The sequence below is a fragment of the Tepidibacillus fermentans genome, from assembly GCF_004342885.1.
GTDB classification, from domain to species: Bacteria; Bacillota; Bacilli; order Tepidibacillales; family Tepidibacillaceae; genus Tepidibacillus; species Tepidibacillus fermentans.
Window position 1 is genome coordinate 86,307 of sequence record NZ_SMAB01000003.1, and the last position, 15,377, is coordinate 101,683.

Here is a 15,377-nt window from a genome sequence, read left to right on the forward strand (position 1 = left end):
ATTAATCACTTTCATCAATTTTTGCTGCGATTGGAGCGATCTCGTTCCTTGCAAAATCCCGAATCATCTTGAGAATAGATTCTTGTTCTTTTGTAAATTGAAGATGCATGCTATTCGTAGACATAAAAGCCACGACCTGTTTTTCTTCCCAGCCATCCAGCTTTTACATACTTTCGTAAAAGTGGGCATGGGCGATATTTCGAATCCCCTAGTCCATCATGAAGAATCTCCATGATCGATAAGCAAGTATCAAGTCCGATAAAATCCGCTAATTCTAATGGTCCCATTGGATGATTCATCCCAAGCTTCATGACTTTATCCACGGCTTCTGGTGTGGCCACTCCCTCATAAACGGTATAGATCGCTTCATTAATCATCGGCAACAACACACGATTCGAGATAAAACCCGGAAAATCATTCACTTCTACAGGTGTTTTCTTCAATGTTTTGGCTAAATTTTCTACCGATTGATAAACCTCATCGGTTGTGGCTAATCCACGGATCACTTCCACGAGAGGCATCACAGAAACGGGATTCATGAAGTGCATTCCAATCACCTGACCAGGGCGACTTGTCACCGCCGCAATTTCTGTAATCGGTAATGAGGAAGTATTACTTGCTAGAATCACTTCTGGTTTTGCGATCCGATCAAGCTCTTGAAAGATTTGGGTTTTGATCTCCATGTTTTCGGTTACGGCCTCAATAATGAAGTCGGCTTCACTCGCTAAGGTTAATTCTGTTGTCAGTTGAATACGAGCTAGAATCTGCTCCTTTTCCTCTTCGGAAATTCTACCCTTTTCCACATAGCGAGCAAGATTTTTTTCAATTCCCTTAAACCCTCTTGAAAGATGTTCGTCTTTAATGTCTTGCATGATGACCTGAAAACCCGCTTGAGCAGCTACTTGGGCAATCCCACTTCCCATCTGTCCTGCTCCAATGACCATGATCTTTTGGATCAACATTTCCTTTCCCCCTTTTAAACTATACTCGAACTAAAATCGCATCGCCTTGACCACCACCACTACAGATGGCTGCAATTCCTAATCCGCCACCTCGACGTCTTAATTCATAGATCAGAGTGATTAAGATTCTCGTACCACTTGCACCAATTGGATGACCGAGGGCGATTGCTCCCCCATTCACATTCACCTTTTCTTTATTCCATTTCGCAATTTTGGCACTGGTTAAAACCACAGAGGCAAAAGCTTCATTAACCTCAATCAGATCGATTTGGTCAATGGTATACCCCGTCTTTTTTAACAATTTATTGATCGCAAGACCAGGAGCGGTCGCTAAATAAGGAGCTTCCACCGCTACCTCCGCATGACCGAGAATCGTCGCGAGAGGTTGCAAACCATATTGTTTCGCCTTTTCTTCTGACATAAGCACCATAGCTGCTGCTCCGTCATTAATCCCTGGTGCATTTCCTGCTGTGACACTCCCATCTTGGATGAATACAGGAGGTAATTTTGCTAGTTTTTCTAAACTAGTATCTCTTCTTGGCGATTCATCCACATCAATGATCAGCAAACTCTTTTTTTCCTGGATCGTAACAGGAACAATCTCTTCAGCTAACTTACCATTGTCGATCGCTGCAATTGCTCGTTGATGGCTACGAAATGCCCATTCATCTTGAGCTTCACGAGAAATCTCATATTCCTTGGCCACATTACTTCCATGAACCGCCATGTGTACGTTATGAAAGGCACAAGTTAATCCATCATATACCATGAGATCAATCAATTCGTCATTGCCCATTCTCATTCCAAATCGTCCATTTTTCAGCGCATATGGAGCTTGGCTCATGCTCTCCATTCCACCAGCAACGACCGTATCCACATCCCCACTGCGAATGAGTTGATCGGCTAATGTTACACTTCGTAAGCCTGAAGCACAGACTTTATTGATGGTTTCAGTTGGTACATCCCAATCCAATCCTGCTTTTCTAGCCGCTTGCCGAGAGGGAATTTGCCCTGCACCGCCTTGCAGAACCATCCCCATAATCACTTCATCCACCCACTTCTCTTGAATCTTTCCCCGATCTAAAGCTGCACGTATTGCGATTCCACCTAGATCCGTTGCTGACATTGATTTTAATGTCCCACCTAACTTGCCAAATGGCGTCCGCGCAGCACTCACAATCACTGTTTTCCTCACAAAATCCCCTCACCTTCAATTTATTGATTTCAGATTTGTACTTTGTATAAGAACGGAGCTCGTTACAAAGTATAAATCTTTAACCTAAAGACCTTTCTAACAACTCCACCACATCGAATGTCTTTACCTCTTCTTCAACACCTTTGGCTTTGGTGCCATCAGATAACATCGTTAAGCAGTACGGACAAGCGGTTGCAATTGTTGTTGGGTTTAACTGTAAGGCCTGCTCTGTCCGCAGAACATTGATCCTTGATCCCTCTTTTTCCTCTAACCACATCAAACCGCCACCCGCACCACAACACATCGCATCCTGTCTACTTCGTTCCATCTCCACCAATTCCACTCCAGGGATCGACTTCAAAATTAAGCGTGGGGCATCATAGTTCTCGTTATATCGTCCAAGGTAACAAGAGTCATGATAGGTGATTCGCTCTTTCACTTCTTTTTGCGGTTTAATTCTTCCCTCTTGAATCAATTTCACGAGAACTTCCGTATGATGATACACCTCAGCCTCTAATCCAAATTCAGGATATTCATTTTTAAAAGTGTTATATGCGTGGGGATCAATGGTTACAATCTTTTTGACGTTATATTTCTGGAAGTTCGCAATATTTTCGTTAGCGAGTTGTTGGAAGAGAAACTCGTTTCCTAACCTTCTAGCAGAATCTCCCGAACTTTTCTCCTCATTTCCTAAGATGGCAAAAGTAATTCCTGCTTTTTGAAAGATTTTCGCCAACGATTGGGCGATTTTTTTACTGCGATTATCAAACGAACCCATCGAACCGACAAAGAAGAGATATTCGAATTCCTCCGTCTCTTTTACAGTTGGAACCGTAATATCCTCCCGTTCGTGCCGCCAATTGGCTCGTTCCTTGCGATTAATCCCCCATGGGTTCCCTTGACGTTCAATATTATTAAGAGTACGTGTTGCTTCTAGACTCATCTCACCTTTTGTAAGAACAAGATAACGGCGCAAGTCTACAATTTTATCTACATGTTCATTCGTGACAGGACATTGGTCCTCACAGTTCCGACAAGTGGTACAAGCCCAAATTTCTTCTTCTGTGATAACATCCCCGATCAATTGCAATTCATGAAGCGGTTTTAGTGCTGTTGCCCCATCTATTGTTGCCGCTGCCTCCTGTCTTGCAAGAACAGCGGGAAGTCCTACCGATGCTGGATCTTTAAAAATTCTCCCTGGTGCCCAAGGTGTCGTATGTGGAGCAATAACCTCTCCTTTTTCCGTTAAATGATCTCTGAGCTTTGTGATTAAGCGCATTGGTGATAATGCTTTACCCGTTGCTGAGGCTGGGCACATATTGGTACAGCGTCCACACTCCACACAAGAGTAAAGATCAAGTAATTGCTTTTGTGTAAAATCCTCGATTTTTCCTACGCCAAATTCTTCCTGTTCTTCATCCTCAAATGAGATTGTTGATAGTTTTCCTGGAGAATGTAATCTTTTAAAGTAGACATTTATGATCGCAAAAATTTCATGTGCTTGCTTGGATTGAGGGAGATAGACAAGATAGGATAATAGAAGCAACAAATGTGCCCACCAAGCTACATAAAAGAGAACATATGCTGCCTCAGTTGAAATGTTGTGAATGAAGAAATAGATAAGAGATGAGAATGGTTTGTAAATGGTTGGTTCCTCATGCAGAATCACCATCTCCGCTCCACCAGCAACGATTACGGATGTCATTAACGGAGCAAGAAACCAATAAACGAGTCCTGATCGAAAAGTACGCTGTAATCGCGGTAATTTTTCCACATACCTTCGATAAGCCATATAAAGAACAGCAAAGAAAACAGATCCTACTAATAACTCTTGAGATAATGTGAAGAAATGATAGAAAGGAACTGGAAGATACCAACCGTTAACATTTGCAAAGCCTTTCCCGATTAAATCAATCGCTCCAAGCTGGACGAGAATCGCACCATAGAAGATAATAACGTGCGTAATCCCACTCTTTTTATCCTTCAGCAGCTTCTTTTGACCCAGTACAAACGTAACAATCGATTTCAATCTTGCTTTGGTATTCTTCTCTAAGTTAGGATATTTCCCTAATTTAATATAGGTATAACGAGCATACAGCACTCGATAAAATAGCCAGAAACCATAAATGGTGACAACGATAAAAGCAAGTAGATTCAGTAATTGCCACATTCCTCTCCCTCCTTTTTTCTTTGTTTTCATATGGATGTCAAGGTTATATTTTCAGTATATTCAGATAATTAATAGTATAGTCTGAGATAAATTATGACACTCTAAAAGTAAATTAATTTACAAGTGCTTTGAGCTCATCAACTAAGATTGGCAAAACCTCAAACAAGTCACCGACAATTCCATAATCGGCTATTTGGAAAATAGGCGCTTCTGGATCTTTATTCACGGCAACAATGACTTTTGAATTGGACATCCCTGCCACATGTTGAATTGCACCAGAAATACCTAAAGCAATATATAAGTCTGGGGTCACCACTTTCCCGGTTTGGCCTACCTGTAGAGAGTAATCTGCATACTCAGCATCACAAGCACCCCGAGATGCACCAACTGCCGCTCCAAGAATTTCTGCTACCTCATACAGCTTCTCAAAACCTTCTTTGCTCTTTACTCCACGCCCACCGGAAATGACAATTTTTGCCTCACTTAGATCTACACCTTTACTTGCTTTACGAATCACATCTCGTACTTTTACTCTTAACGCATCCTGAGAAGGAGAAAAGGAAAGCGTTATTTTTTCCGCACTTCGTGAAGGATCTGCCTCTTCCATCGCAATATTATTGGGGCGAATCGTTGCAAAGACAGGCGAATCATAAGCTATTTTTTTCACGAATGCCTTTCCAGCATAGATCGGTCGTGTAAATACAATTTTGTCATCTATGACTTCTAAGTCAATATTATCAGTAATCAAACCAATCTTTAATGCGGCTGCGATTTTTGGAGCCATATCTCGACCGATTGGAGTATGACCAATCAAGATTGCATCAGGTTGGAACTGCTTTACTACTTCAATAAATGCCTCTTTATATACATCTGTAACATATTGAGTTAATGAAGGATCTAATACGACAAAGACTTTATCCGCACCATGTTTAGCTAATGCTTGAACATATTCATTAGAATCTAAACCAAACAATATACTGGCAATTTCTCCACCATTTGCTATTTTTTTCGCGGCAGCTAATACTTCAAAAGAAACATTGCGCAGCTTTCCGTTCTTCTCTTCTGCAAAAACCAATACTTTTTGACCCATCGCCTATTCCCCTTTCTTTAAATTACTTTTGCTTCGTTCCGTAATAATTGAACCAATTCTTTGGTTTGATCCTTTATTTCACCTTTTAAGATTTTCCCACCGCTTTTCTTGGGTGGTAAATAAGTTTCCAATACTTCCGTTTTGGCTTGAATTGCTTCTTCTGAAATATCTACATCTGGACGAGCTAACGGTTTCTTCTTCGCCTTCATAATCCCTGGTAAAGACGGATATCTTGGCTCATTTAATCCTTGCTGGGTAGTAATTAATACAGGTAGTTTTGTTTCTACAATCTCTGTATCTCCCTCAACATCACGATGAACAATCACATCAGAACCATTGATTTCAACTTTTACTGCTGTACCAATGAAAGGAATTCCTAAAATTTCCGCTATTCGTTGAGGAACTTGCCCTGAACCATCATCGATTGCAACATGACCTGCAAGAATAAGATTATAGGATTGTTCCTGAATTACCTTCGCCAAGACATTGGAAACAGTATATTCATCTCCAAATAAACTCTCATCATCGATTAGAATCGCTTGATCGGCTCCCATAGCTAATGCTGTACGAATGGAACTTTCAAATCGATCAGGTCCTAGGGACAAGGTTGTAACCGTTCCGCCTAACTCTTCTTTAATTTTCAGCGCTTCCTCTACCGCATACTCATCATAGGGATTGATAATAAATTCCACACCATCTTCACTAATTTGACCATCTTCTAAGACAATTTTTTCTTCCGTATCAAAAGTTTGTTTTAATAATACTAAAATGTCCATCCAGTTCTCCTCCTCTTCTATTTATCTTCAAATACTGGGGAACGTTTTTCAAAGAATGCTCGAGTACCTTCCTGTTTATCTGCCGTAATACAAACTTCTCCAAACAACTTTGCTTCCAGTAACAACCCTTCTTTAATTGATCCGCTTAACCCTTGGTTAATCGCTTCGATCGATTTGGCGATTGCAACTCCACCTTTTATTGCGATCTGATGAGCCAACTTCTTCGCCTCTAATAAAACGTTTTCATCTGGAACGATGCGATTCACAACACCTACATGATACGCTTCATCCGCTGAATAAATATTACCTGTTAATATCCATTCCAGCGCAATTGAATGATTGGTCAATCTTGCGAGTCGTTGTGTCCCGCCAAACCCTGGAATAATACCAAGATTAATTTCCGGTTGACCGAACTTTGCTGAATTACCAGCAATCCGAATGTGACAAGCCATCGCTAATTCCATCCCGCCACCAAGACATACTCCATTAATCGCAGCAATTACTGGTTTTTTCATTTGCTCAATTCGATCAAATAGTTGCTGTCCTAGTCGTGATAATCGTTCTCCTTCTTCTTTGGAAGAAATGTTGGCAATTTCTTTGATATCAGCACCAGCAACAAATGCTTTACCGTAACCTGTTAGCACCATTGCTTTTACTCGAGAATCTACACACGCTGTTTCCATTGCTGTTTCTAACTCTTGTAATGTTTTTACCCCAAGCGTATTCACTGGTGGATGGTTAATTGTAATTATTGCTACACGATCTTCTAATTCATATTTCAAACGTTCAAATTCCATTTTCCCTACTCCTTTACTTTCGTTTAAGACCATTCATTAATAAAGAAAATACAGGTTCTACTAAAGCAAGCAAATCATATTTCATATCCTTCATCACCCAAGATGTCGCTGTTTCATCTAATGTCCCAAAAATCATCTGCCGCATAAGTCGGATATCTACATCGTCATGAAATTTTCCTTCCTCAATCCCAAATCGGATTAAATCTTCGATCAGGAGGTGATAGAGCTTTAAGGTGCTGCCAATTTCCTTTCGAAAGTTACGATTGGATTGGCGCAATTCAATTTGTGTCACAATCGCAAGATGAGGATCCATCGCTAATTGTTTAAAATGCATATAAATGAGTTGATGAAGCTTTTCTTCGACAGAATGAACCAAATCTACTTTCTGTTTAACCTTCTCAACAAAGCGCGTCATTTTCAAACGAAATAAAGAGATGAGTAAGTCTTCCTTGTTTTTAAAATAGAGGTAGATTGTTCCGTCTGCTACCTGGGCTTCACGAGCAATCTTGGTTACTTGTGCGTGGTGATATCCGTTTTCGGCAATCACTTTGATTGCTGCATCAATAATTGCATGATACTTCTCTCCGTATTTTTTAACCATTTTTTAAACTCCTTTTATACTGAATGATTATTCATTCATGTATAGTTAAAGCATATCGTTATTTGAAAGAAAAATCAATATATTAAGAATATTCTGTAAATAATTAGTACAAGTTCACATTTTTTAAATTAACTTACTTTGTCCTTTTCTATCTTCTTTCTTTCTTCCTCAACTAAGGTACGACGTAGGATTTTCCCGACCATTGTTTTTGGAAGTTCAGTACGAAACTCATAGGCTTTTGGAACCTTATACGCCGCCAAACGTTCTCTGCAAAACGCATCCAACTCTTTTTCATTGGTTTTTGCTCCCTCTTTTAAAACGATAAATGCCTTTACTGTTTCTCCTCGATATGGATCAGGAATACCGACAACAACTGCCTCCTGAACAGCTTCATGTTCATATAGAACCTCTTCTACCTCTCGCGGATAGATGTTATAACCTCCAGCAATGATCATATCCTTCTTCCGATCAACGATATAAAAGTATCCTTCATCATCCATCGTTGCCATATCTCCTGTCAATAACCAACCGTTGACAAGCACTTTTGCTGTTTCTTCTGGGCGATTCCAATAACCTTTCATCACGACAGGACTTTTAATGGCTAATTCACCAATTCCACCAAGTTCAACATCTTCACCAGTAACAGGGTCAACAATTTTTGCTTCCGTATCTGGCCAAGGAATTCCTATGCTTCCTATTTTTCGTTTCTCCCAGATCGGATTGGCATGTGTAACTGGAGATGTTTCTGTTAAACCATACCCCTCTACTAATCGCGCTCCAGTTAGTTTTTCAAATTTGTCCTGTACTTCAAGCGGTAGCGGAGCTGAACCACTTATACACGCTTCAATCGACGATAAATCATACTGTTTCACATTGGGATGATTGAGTATCGCGATATACATTGTAGGTGCACCTGGAAAAAAAGTTGGCTTTTCTTTTTGAATCGTTTGTAAAATTTCCTCAGCTTTAAATCTAGGGATTAAGATCATGGTTGAGGCAAGATGAATGCTTAAATTCATGACAGAGGTCATACCAAATACATGGAAAAATGGTAAAACACCTAAGATTCTTTCCTGTCCTTTTTTGGCACGATATAGCCAATGCGCTTCTTGAATGACATTGACGACAAGATTATAATGGGTAAGCATCACACCTTTAGCAATACCTGTTGTTCCACCTGTATATTGTAAAAGAGCAATATCTTCTTTTGGATCCAGCTGAACATGAATTGGAAATACAGGTTGTCTTTTCATTAGTCTTGAGAAAAAGCAAACACCATCCTTTTTGAGGACTGGGACATACTGCCCATCTTTTCTTAATTTTAAGTTATAAAGCATATTTTTTGGGAAAGGAAGATAATCCTTAATACTTGTCACAATGACGTGTTTTAAAAATGTTTTGGAACGGATATTTTCTACTTTCGGATAAAATAAATCTAAAGTAATGATCACTTCCGCTCCTGAGTCAACCAATTGGTGTTCTAATTCCCGTTCAGTATACATGGGATTATTCTGAACAACAATTGCTCCTAGCATTAATGCCCCGTAATAAACAATTACCGATTGTGGAGTATTTGGGAGCAAGAGTGCGACTCGGTCACCTTTCTTCACACCTAACTGTTTTAATCCATGAGCAAATTTGTACACATCATTCAATAATTCTTTAAATTTAATCGTTTTGCCCATGAAAGATATCGCATCTTGGTTTGGATATTCTCTTGCTGCGTTCACTAGAAGTTCCGGAATTGAAATCTCTGGATAAGAAATTGTATGAGGAACCTCTTTAGGATAGGAAGAAAGCCAAATTCGATTGATAACCTCCTTACTCATTTTTTCCCCTCCTCATTTTTTCTTGGTTATATTTCTATTGTATATAATTTTATGAATATTTTGAATATTTTTATTTTTTTCTTTTTAAATTTTTTGATAATAAAAAGGTCTGTGATTGCAAATCACAAACCTTACATACTTACATTCAAATTTTTATTTCATTTACTTTTCATTCTAGTTAAAGAAAGTAAAAATAACTCCAAAGCCAAAACTTTATCTTTTTTACCCGTTTTCATTTCAAAGTCCATTTCCGCTAATTTCTTGATAATCCCTTTTAATTCCTGCTCGCTAAATCCTCGACCTTGCTGAAGTGCTAGTTGTACCGCATACGGATGTACCCCGATATGATTACCGATTTGCTGATTGGAATAGCCTTTTTGCGATAACTCTTTAGCAAATAGCATTAGCCGAAATTGTTTGGCTAAAAGTGCGACGATTTTAATCGGTTCTTCTTTATTTTTTAATAGATCATAGAGCATCCTTATCGCTTGGTCGATTTCAAGATTGGCTACTTGTTCAACTAAAGAAAAAACATTTTGTTCTAATGTTCGAGCCGTTAATTCTTTCACAACTTTTTGGTCAATTTTACCCCCTTTTCCTACATATAGGGCCATTTTTTTTATCTCTTGGTTAAGGATCTGAAGTTCTTCTCCAACCGTATAGATCAAGAATTGGGCTGCGTCAGAACTTATTTCGATCCCTTCAGTTTGTGCAATTTTATGAATCCAATCTGCTAATTCTTTTCCTTTTAATGTTGCAAAGGATTCTACCGTGGCAGCTTGTTTCAATATTTTTGTGATTTTTTTCCTTTCATCTAATTTTTCAGAAAACACAGTCAAAATTAGAGTACTGTAATCAACAGGGTTTTCTAAAAACCGTTCCAAACTCTCGATCTCATGTTCCACCTTTGTATTTGCTTTTTGCCCCGTAAGGAAATAGGCATTTTTCGCGATCACAACTTTATGTTCCGAAAGAAAAGGCAATGTTTCCGCTTCTTGAATCACTTCTTCGATCGGTGTTACTTGTAAATCATAGGTGATCAAATTCATCTCTCTCTCCTCAAATGGAAGCCGTTGATGAATGATTTGCTCAATTTTCTGTTCGATTAAATAGGATTCTAATCCATAAAAAAGGTAGATCGATGATTTTGGCATAAGCTCCTCCTTCAATTTCAATCCCACGTCCATTATATCGGTAAAACTTCCATCGTTCTAGACAAAATCAATCAAAATAGGTTTGTATATTCCAACACGCTCCGTTGTTCGTGTACATTACACTCCCAAAATCTTATACTTACTTACATAATAAAACCCCCAGGTATAGGGGGTTGTTTCCTGATATTGCCCTATTCACAATTATGTAAACGCCCAATGGAAAGGCCTAGGAACTTCCCAATTGGGCGGGAAGCAGTTGTTGTATTACACTATACGAAGTTTTTTTAAAATGTGTGACGAATTTCTAGATTATTTTTTACGCAAAGTTTTTTCAATTTCATACCCTTTTGGATTCACATGAACAATAATCGCTCCATCTTGATCGGTGCGCCAAATATCAATCTGATTCTCTTTTAAACGTGAAATGACTTCCTCAGAGGGATGACCATAACGATTATGCATACCCACAGAGATGAGTGCTTCCCTTGGGTGTAAATGATCTAATAATGTTGGAGTAGTAGAAGTTTGACTCCCATGATGTCCGACTTTCAAAAAATCAACAGTAGAAAGAGAGTAGTTTTGAATTAATTGGTTTTCCCCTTTTTGTTCAAGATCCCCCATAAAAAGAAATTGAGTTTGATAGAGTTTGACATAGGTAATCAAAGATTGATTATTTTCTTTTTCTTCTGGTCGTAAACCAAGTGAAAGAAACGTGATTGTCGAATTTTGATCGAGAGAAAGATGAGATTCCCCTTTTTTTACAACTTTGATTGGAATTTGCTTTTGATTTAATTTGGTATATAACTCTTCTCCTAACTCTGTTCTAGGAAATCCTTCCCCTACAATAAACCAACGAATGGGAATTTGATCGACAAGTGCAAGATATCCTTCTAGGTGATCAGCATCTTCATGAGTTAAAACGGCATAATCTAAAACTTTGATCTCTTGGTCGTGTAAATAGGGGAGAACGATGTCTTCTCCAACTTGGAAAGGATCCCTTCTTTTTTCCCATTCTGATTCCTTTGTAAAAGATAATGTCCCACCACTATCAATTAAGATAGATTTCCCTTGAGGGGATTCAATCAAAAAACTATCCCCCTGACCCACATCGATCATCGTCACACGTGCTTCTTCAGGAGATAAAAGAATAAATCCGAACCACAAGCCGATGCTAAGAATAAGGAAAACTTTTTCAAAGAAAAATAGATATCTTTTCACACGATAAGAGATGAAAGAATCTCTGATTTCTCTTCTGATCAACCACCAAATCAAAATACAATATAGCAGAACAACTATCCACCATGAATAATGGTGATACACTTCAAATCCGTTTAATTTGCTTAAATCAGCAATTACCTTAAAAAGAATCTTCAATAAAAAATCTAAGACTTGGCCAATCCAAATGGCAAATGGAAGATGAAATAAACCTAATACTAATAGAAGTAACCCCATTGGAAGAATAGCAAAACTAAAAATCGGTACAAATAGTAAGTTTGCAAACCATGAAAGTAATGAGTACTGATGGAAATGATAGAAAAGTAGTGGGAATGATGCTAGTTGGGTGATGATTAAGATCGCGATTGTTGAAAGAAGTAACGAAGGAACCTTGTCTCTTAACATCGTTTCAACTTTCGGATATCCCCAAATCAGAAAAAAAGTAACGACAAACGATAATTGAAATCCCACATCATAAATCCATTTGGGATTATATAAGGTCATTAAGAGAAAGGTAATGCCAATCGATTGTAGCGAGAGAAAAGATTTACGAAAAGTAAGTCCATAAAGCGTGACCAAAGACATCAGGGTTGCTCGAATTACTGAAGCGCTTGCACCAACCAAGAACATATAACTAACCAAGAAAATCCCTGTTATCATCCCTCTTTTTTCCCTAGATAGGCCTAAATTCGCTAACAACCAAGATAAGATCAAAGTTAAAATGGTTAAATGGAGTCCGGAAATAGCAATAATGTGGCTTAGTCCTAACGTAGAGAAACTATCCCTAATCTCGCTAGAAAGATCATGACGATTACCCAAGATTAAGCTTTTCATAAAACCAGATTGAGGATCCGTTAAATATCTGTCAAAGAGTTGGGAAAACTGGTTTTGCAAAAGATAGAACACATATGTAATCGAAATTCGTTGAGAAACTTGGACATTGCCTAGGTCAGAAATCGCAATCTGCCAATACACATTTTGATTTGCCAAATATCGCGAATAATCAAATTGGCCAGGATTTCTGGCTGGAGAGGGCTTTTCTAAGATCCCGTAAAAGGTGATACCCATCCCATTTGCCCATTTTCTCACTTTTTCTTGATCGGTTTCTTTTTTTAAGTATAGATTGACGATTAACTTTTCTTTTGTTTGAATCCTTTTTTCTTGTAGCTGCCATTGATAGGAGAATGGTTGAACTTGAAATTTTACCAATTTACCATCAATAACCGGTTCTGAGGCAAGAAAACCTCGGATACCTAGCCTTTTCCCCACCATATCTTCAGGTAATTGCGTTTGATGTTGACTCTGATACGCAAGCATATAATTAAATCCAGCGTAGAGAAATGTGAAGAGTAAGAAAACGAACCAGAGATTAGATCTGCGGTAATAGAAATAAAGAGAAAATAGAAAAAAGACCAAACTGAGCAAAATTCCTATCATCAGTTTGATCCATGACACCTCTGCATCTCTACCAAGTAACAAGCCAATAGCCCAAACCAAAGATAAAAGAATAAGTGGTGCCTTAAGTTTATAAAAATGACGTACCAAATCCATTATTTATTCTCTCTTTCATATTGGCGGAAAGTAATATTGGCTTCTTTAAATAATTCTGTTACCTTTGGTAAATCCTTTTCATATTTCCGTTCATAAACGACTTCTTTAATTCCACTATTCGCCAGCATCTTAGCGCAATTATAGCAAGGGGAATCGGTAACGAATACAGTTGCTCCTTCACGGTCTGCCCGATCCGTGAACAACATCAAATTGACCTCCGCATGAATCGTTCGGATACATCTTTCTTTCTCTTCACCATTCTCATGATAATGTTCAATCAGACAACCTTGTTCATAACAATCCGCTACTCCTGATGGACTTCCATTATAACCCGTACCCATTAATTTTTTATCTTTTACCAAGATCGCTCCTACATGTCTTCTAGGACAAGTCGCTCTTTCAGCAACAGTAAAAGCCAGATCCATAAAATACTCATCCCAACTTTTACGGTAATGTGAACCCAATTCCCTTCCCTCACCTTCGTTAAACGAATTCCTTTCATTGTATTACACTCCTATTGTTTTCTTTAAAATAAGAGCTTGTCAAGAAAAAAATTCGCTTCGCCATTAGCTTGTAGGATTCCATATCAAAATTATCCAAAGAAATAAAAGATTATCCCATTACCTTTAAAAAAATAAGGGTTCGTTTCAATGAACCCCTATCGATGATCCTATTCTGATTTAAATAAACGCTTATGTTCAATCTTGATACACTTATCCATCACAACTTTTAAACCTTTTTCAGAAGCAAAGTTCGCAGCTTCTTCATTCACAACCTCTAATTGGAACCAGATTGCCTTAGCTCCAATTTGAACCGCTTCTTCTGCAATTGGCATCACTTGATCAGGTCTACGAAATACATCAACGATATCAACTTGACCTTCAATCTCCTTTAAAGAACCTACTGCTTTTTTTCCTAGAACTTCATCAATCGTTGGATTGACAGGGATGACCTCATATCCTTGGTTGTTCAAATACTCTGCTACCTTATAACTGTCACGATCAGGTTTGTTAGATAGTCCAACAATTGCAATCCGCTTGGATTCTTTTAATAAGCTTTTTATTTGTTCATCTGTAGTTAAACGACTCATAATTTTCCCCCTTTCATCTAAGTCAACATTAATGGATATCAAAGAGTACGTCAATAGTTTAACTAACATCGCATTTCTTTATACCAAGGTTATATAGCAGTTAAAGCTTGATCCAAATCTGCCAATAAATCATCAATATCTTCAATCCCAACCGATACACGAATGAGATCGTTAGGTACACCTGCGGCGATTTTCTCATCATCTGTAAGCTGTTGATGTGTCGTACTCGCAGGATGAATCACCAATGAATGTACGTCTCCTACATTAGCGACATGGGTAAAGATCACAAGATTGGATTAATGTACCGAAATTTTTTCTTTTAATTTTTCGAATGTTTTTTCACCGATGCCAGACACATTCATGAGATCTTCAATTTTTTGAAAGGGGCCATTTTGTTGACGATATTCAATGATTGCCTTGGCCCTCGTTGCTCCAATTCCATCTAATTCCATTAATTGCGCTTCATCGGCCGTATTAATATTGATTTTACTAGAGGTTTGATTTGAAGGATTGGTTGTGATCCCGCTACCTGCTGTTTGACTAATGATTTTAGTTCCTACTTCTTCTCCTTTTACCGGAATATAGACCACCATTTCATCCTTTAACTTTAAAGCTAAATTCACTTGGTTTAAATCAGCGGTAGGTAAAGTTCCTCCTGCAAGTTCAAGAACATCTTGTAATCTTGCATTATTTTTCAGATGATAGATCCCTGGTTTCATGACTGCACCTTTGACATCAACCACAATCTCTTCCGAATTTGTTTTCTCTGATTCGGTTTTACTCGAAATAGCATTTGACGCGTCTTTTGCTTGGTCTCTAAATGGTGGCGGATCTTCTTGTTTGGAAGAGATATATTGACTTATTCCAAACAAGAGGGCCATAATAAATAGAATAATAAAGATTTTTTCTCTTTTCGTGAAGTGAAACTTTGAAATTAGATCCACCGT

General features: G+C 38.3%; 14 protein-coding genes and 1 pseudogene. All 15 read right to left on the reverse strand.

All coding sequences use genetic code 11. The features are described 5' to 3' along the window. Position 1 precedes the first annotated feature (1 nt). Positions 2 to 124, reverse strand: a complete 123-nt coding sequence (locus tag EDD72_RS12800; RefSeq protein ID WP_132767164.1) for an acyl-CoA dehydrogenase family protein — start codon at positions 122 to 124, stop codon at positions 2 to 4. Continuing rightward, on the reverse strand, positions 111 to 962 hold the full coding sequence (locus tag EDD72_RS03065) for a 3-hydroxybutyryl-CoA dehydrogenase (protein ID WP_132767165.1): 852 nt from the start codon (positions 960 to 962) through the stop codon (positions 111 to 113). Before EDD72_RS03065 ends, EDD72_RS12800 begins: the two co-directional genes overlap by 14 nt. Before the next feature lie 19 nt (positions 963 to 981). Then, the gene (locus EDD72_RS03070) at positions 982 to 2,157 is read right to left on the reverse strand and encodes an acetyl-CoA C-acetyltransferase (protein ID WP_132767166.1); all 1,176 of its coding nucleotides are present in this window, start codon (positions 2,155 to 2,157) and stop codon (positions 982 to 984) included. A 79-nt stretch (positions 2,158 to 2,236) separates the two neighbouring features. Next, entirely contained in the window at positions 2,237 to 4,327 is a 2,091-nt protein-coding gene (locus EDD72_RS03075) for a (Fe-S)-binding protein (protein WP_132767167.1), read from the reverse strand. A gap of 112 nt (positions 4,328 to 4,439) precedes the next feature. Next, positions 4,440 to 5,417 carry an electron transfer flavoprotein subunit alpha/FixB family protein gene (locus EDD72_RS03080; protein ID WP_132767168.1) on the reverse strand — a complete coding sequence of 326 codons (978 nt, stop codon included), beginning with the start codon at positions 5,415 to 5,417 and terminating at the stop codon, positions 4,440 to 4,442. Between the two features lie 17 nt (positions 5,418 to 5,434). Further along, positions 5,435 to 6,193: an electron transfer flavoprotein subunit beta/FixA family protein gene (locus tag EDD72_RS03085; protein ID WP_132767169.1), complete on the reverse strand. Its 759-nt coding sequence runs from the start codon at positions 6,191 to 6,193 to the stop codon at positions 5,435 to 5,437. 17 nt (positions 6,194 to 6,210) lie between these two features. Beyond that, positions 6,211 to 6,990, reverse strand: a complete 780-nt coding sequence (locus EDD72_RS03090) for an enoyl-CoA hydratase-related protein (RefSeq protein WP_132767170.1) — start codon at positions 6,988 to 6,990, stop codon at positions 6,211 to 6,213. A gap of 13 nt (positions 6,991 to 7,003) precedes the next feature. Next, positions 7,004 to 7,591: a TetR/AcrR family transcriptional regulator gene (locus tag EDD72_RS03095; RefSeq protein ID WP_132767171.1), complete on the reverse strand. Its 588-nt coding sequence runs from the start codon at positions 7,589 to 7,591 to the stop codon at positions 7,004 to 7,006. A gap of 128 nt (positions 7,592 to 7,719) precedes the next feature. Next, positions 7,720 to 9,420: a long-chain-fatty-acid--CoA ligase gene (locus tag EDD72_RS03100; RefSeq protein WP_132767172.1), complete on the reverse strand. Its 1,701-nt coding sequence runs from the start codon at positions 9,418 to 9,420 to the stop codon at positions 7,720 to 7,722. Between the two features lie 158 nt (positions 9,421 to 9,578). Further along, positions 9,579 to 10,574 carry a DNA polymerase III subunit delta gene (gene holA, locus EDD72_RS03105; protein WP_165894950.1) on the reverse strand — a complete coding sequence of 332 codons (996 nt, stop codon included), beginning with the start codon at positions 10,572 to 10,574 and terminating at the stop codon, positions 9,579 to 9,581. A 309-nt stretch (positions 10,575 to 10,883) separates the two neighbouring features. Beyond that, a complete protein-coding gene (locus EDD72_RS03110; protein WP_132767174.1) occupies positions 10,884 to 13,340 on the reverse strand; it encodes a DNA internalization-related competence protein ComEC/Rec2 in 2,457 nt (818 codons plus the stop codon). Continuing rightward, on the reverse strand, positions 13,340 to 13,804 hold the full coding sequence (locus tag EDD72_RS03115) for a deoxycytidylate deaminase (protein ID WP_132767175.1): 465 nt from the start codon (positions 13,802 to 13,804) through the stop codon (positions 13,340 to 13,342). The genes EDD72_RS03110 and EDD72_RS03115 overlap by 1 nt, the downstream gene beginning before the upstream one ends. A gap of 206 nt (positions 13,805 to 14,010) precedes the next feature. Then, on the reverse strand, positions 14,011 to 14,430 hold the full coding sequence (locus EDD72_RS03120; protein WP_132767176.1) for a CoA-binding protein: 420 nt from the start codon (positions 14,428 to 14,430) through the stop codon (positions 14,011 to 14,013). A gap of 89 nt (positions 14,431 to 14,519) precedes the next feature. Next, positions 14,520 to 14,714, reverse strand: a pseudogene (locus EDD72_RS03125) (PLP-dependent transferase); the annotation flags it as partial. A 12-nt stretch (positions 14,715 to 14,726) separates the two neighbouring features. Beyond that, positions 14,727 to 15,374, reverse strand: a complete 648-nt coding sequence (locus tag EDD72_RS03130; RefSeq protein WP_165894951.1) for a helix-hairpin-helix domain-containing protein — start codon at positions 15,372 to 15,374, stop codon at positions 14,727 to 14,729. Positions 15,375 to 15,377: the final 3 nt, after the last annotated feature.

Coding starts and splice junctions, on each gene's coding strand:
- EDD72_RS12800 (WP_132767164.1), bottom strand. CDS start 124: ATGTCTACGAATAGCATGCATCTTCAATTTACAAAAGAACAAGAATCT.
- EDD72_RS03065 (WP_132767165.1), bottom strand. CDS start 962: ATGTTGATCCAAAAGATCATGGTCATTGGAGCAGGACAGATGGGAAGT.
- EDD72_RS03075 (WP_132767167.1), bottom strand. CDS start 4,327: ATGTGGCAATTACTGAATCTACTTGCTTTTATCGTTGTCACCATTTAT.
- EDD72_RS03080 (WP_132767168.1), bottom strand. CDS start 5,417: ATGGGTCAAAAAGTATTGGTTTTTGCAGAAGAGAAGAACGGAAAGCTG.
- EDD72_RS03085 (WP_132767169.1), bottom strand. CDS start 6,193: ATGGACATTTTAGTATTATTAAAACAAACTTTTGATACGGAAGAAAAA.
- EDD72_RS03090 (WP_132767170.1), bottom strand. CDS start 6,990: ATGGAATTTGAACGTTTGAAATATGAATTAGAAGATCGTGTAGCAATA.
- EDD72_RS03095 (WP_132767171.1), bottom strand. CDS start 7,591: ATGGTTAAAAAATACGGAGAGAAGTATCATGCAATTATTGATGCAGCA.
- EDD72_RS03100 (WP_132767172.1), bottom strand. CDS start 9,420: ATGAGTAAGGAGGTTATCAATCGAATTTGGCTTTCTTCCTATCCTAAA.
- holA (WP_165894950.1), bottom strand. CDS start 10,574: ATGCCAAAATCATCGATCTACCTTTTTTATGGATTAGAATCCTATTTA.
- EDD72_RS03110 (WP_132767174.1), bottom strand. CDS start 13,340: ATGGATTTGGTACGTCATTTTTATAAACTTAAGGCACCACTTATTCTT.
- EDD72_RS03120 (WP_132767176.1), bottom strand. CDS start 14,430: ATGAGTCGTTTAACTACAGATGAACAAATAAAAAGCTTATTAAAAGAA.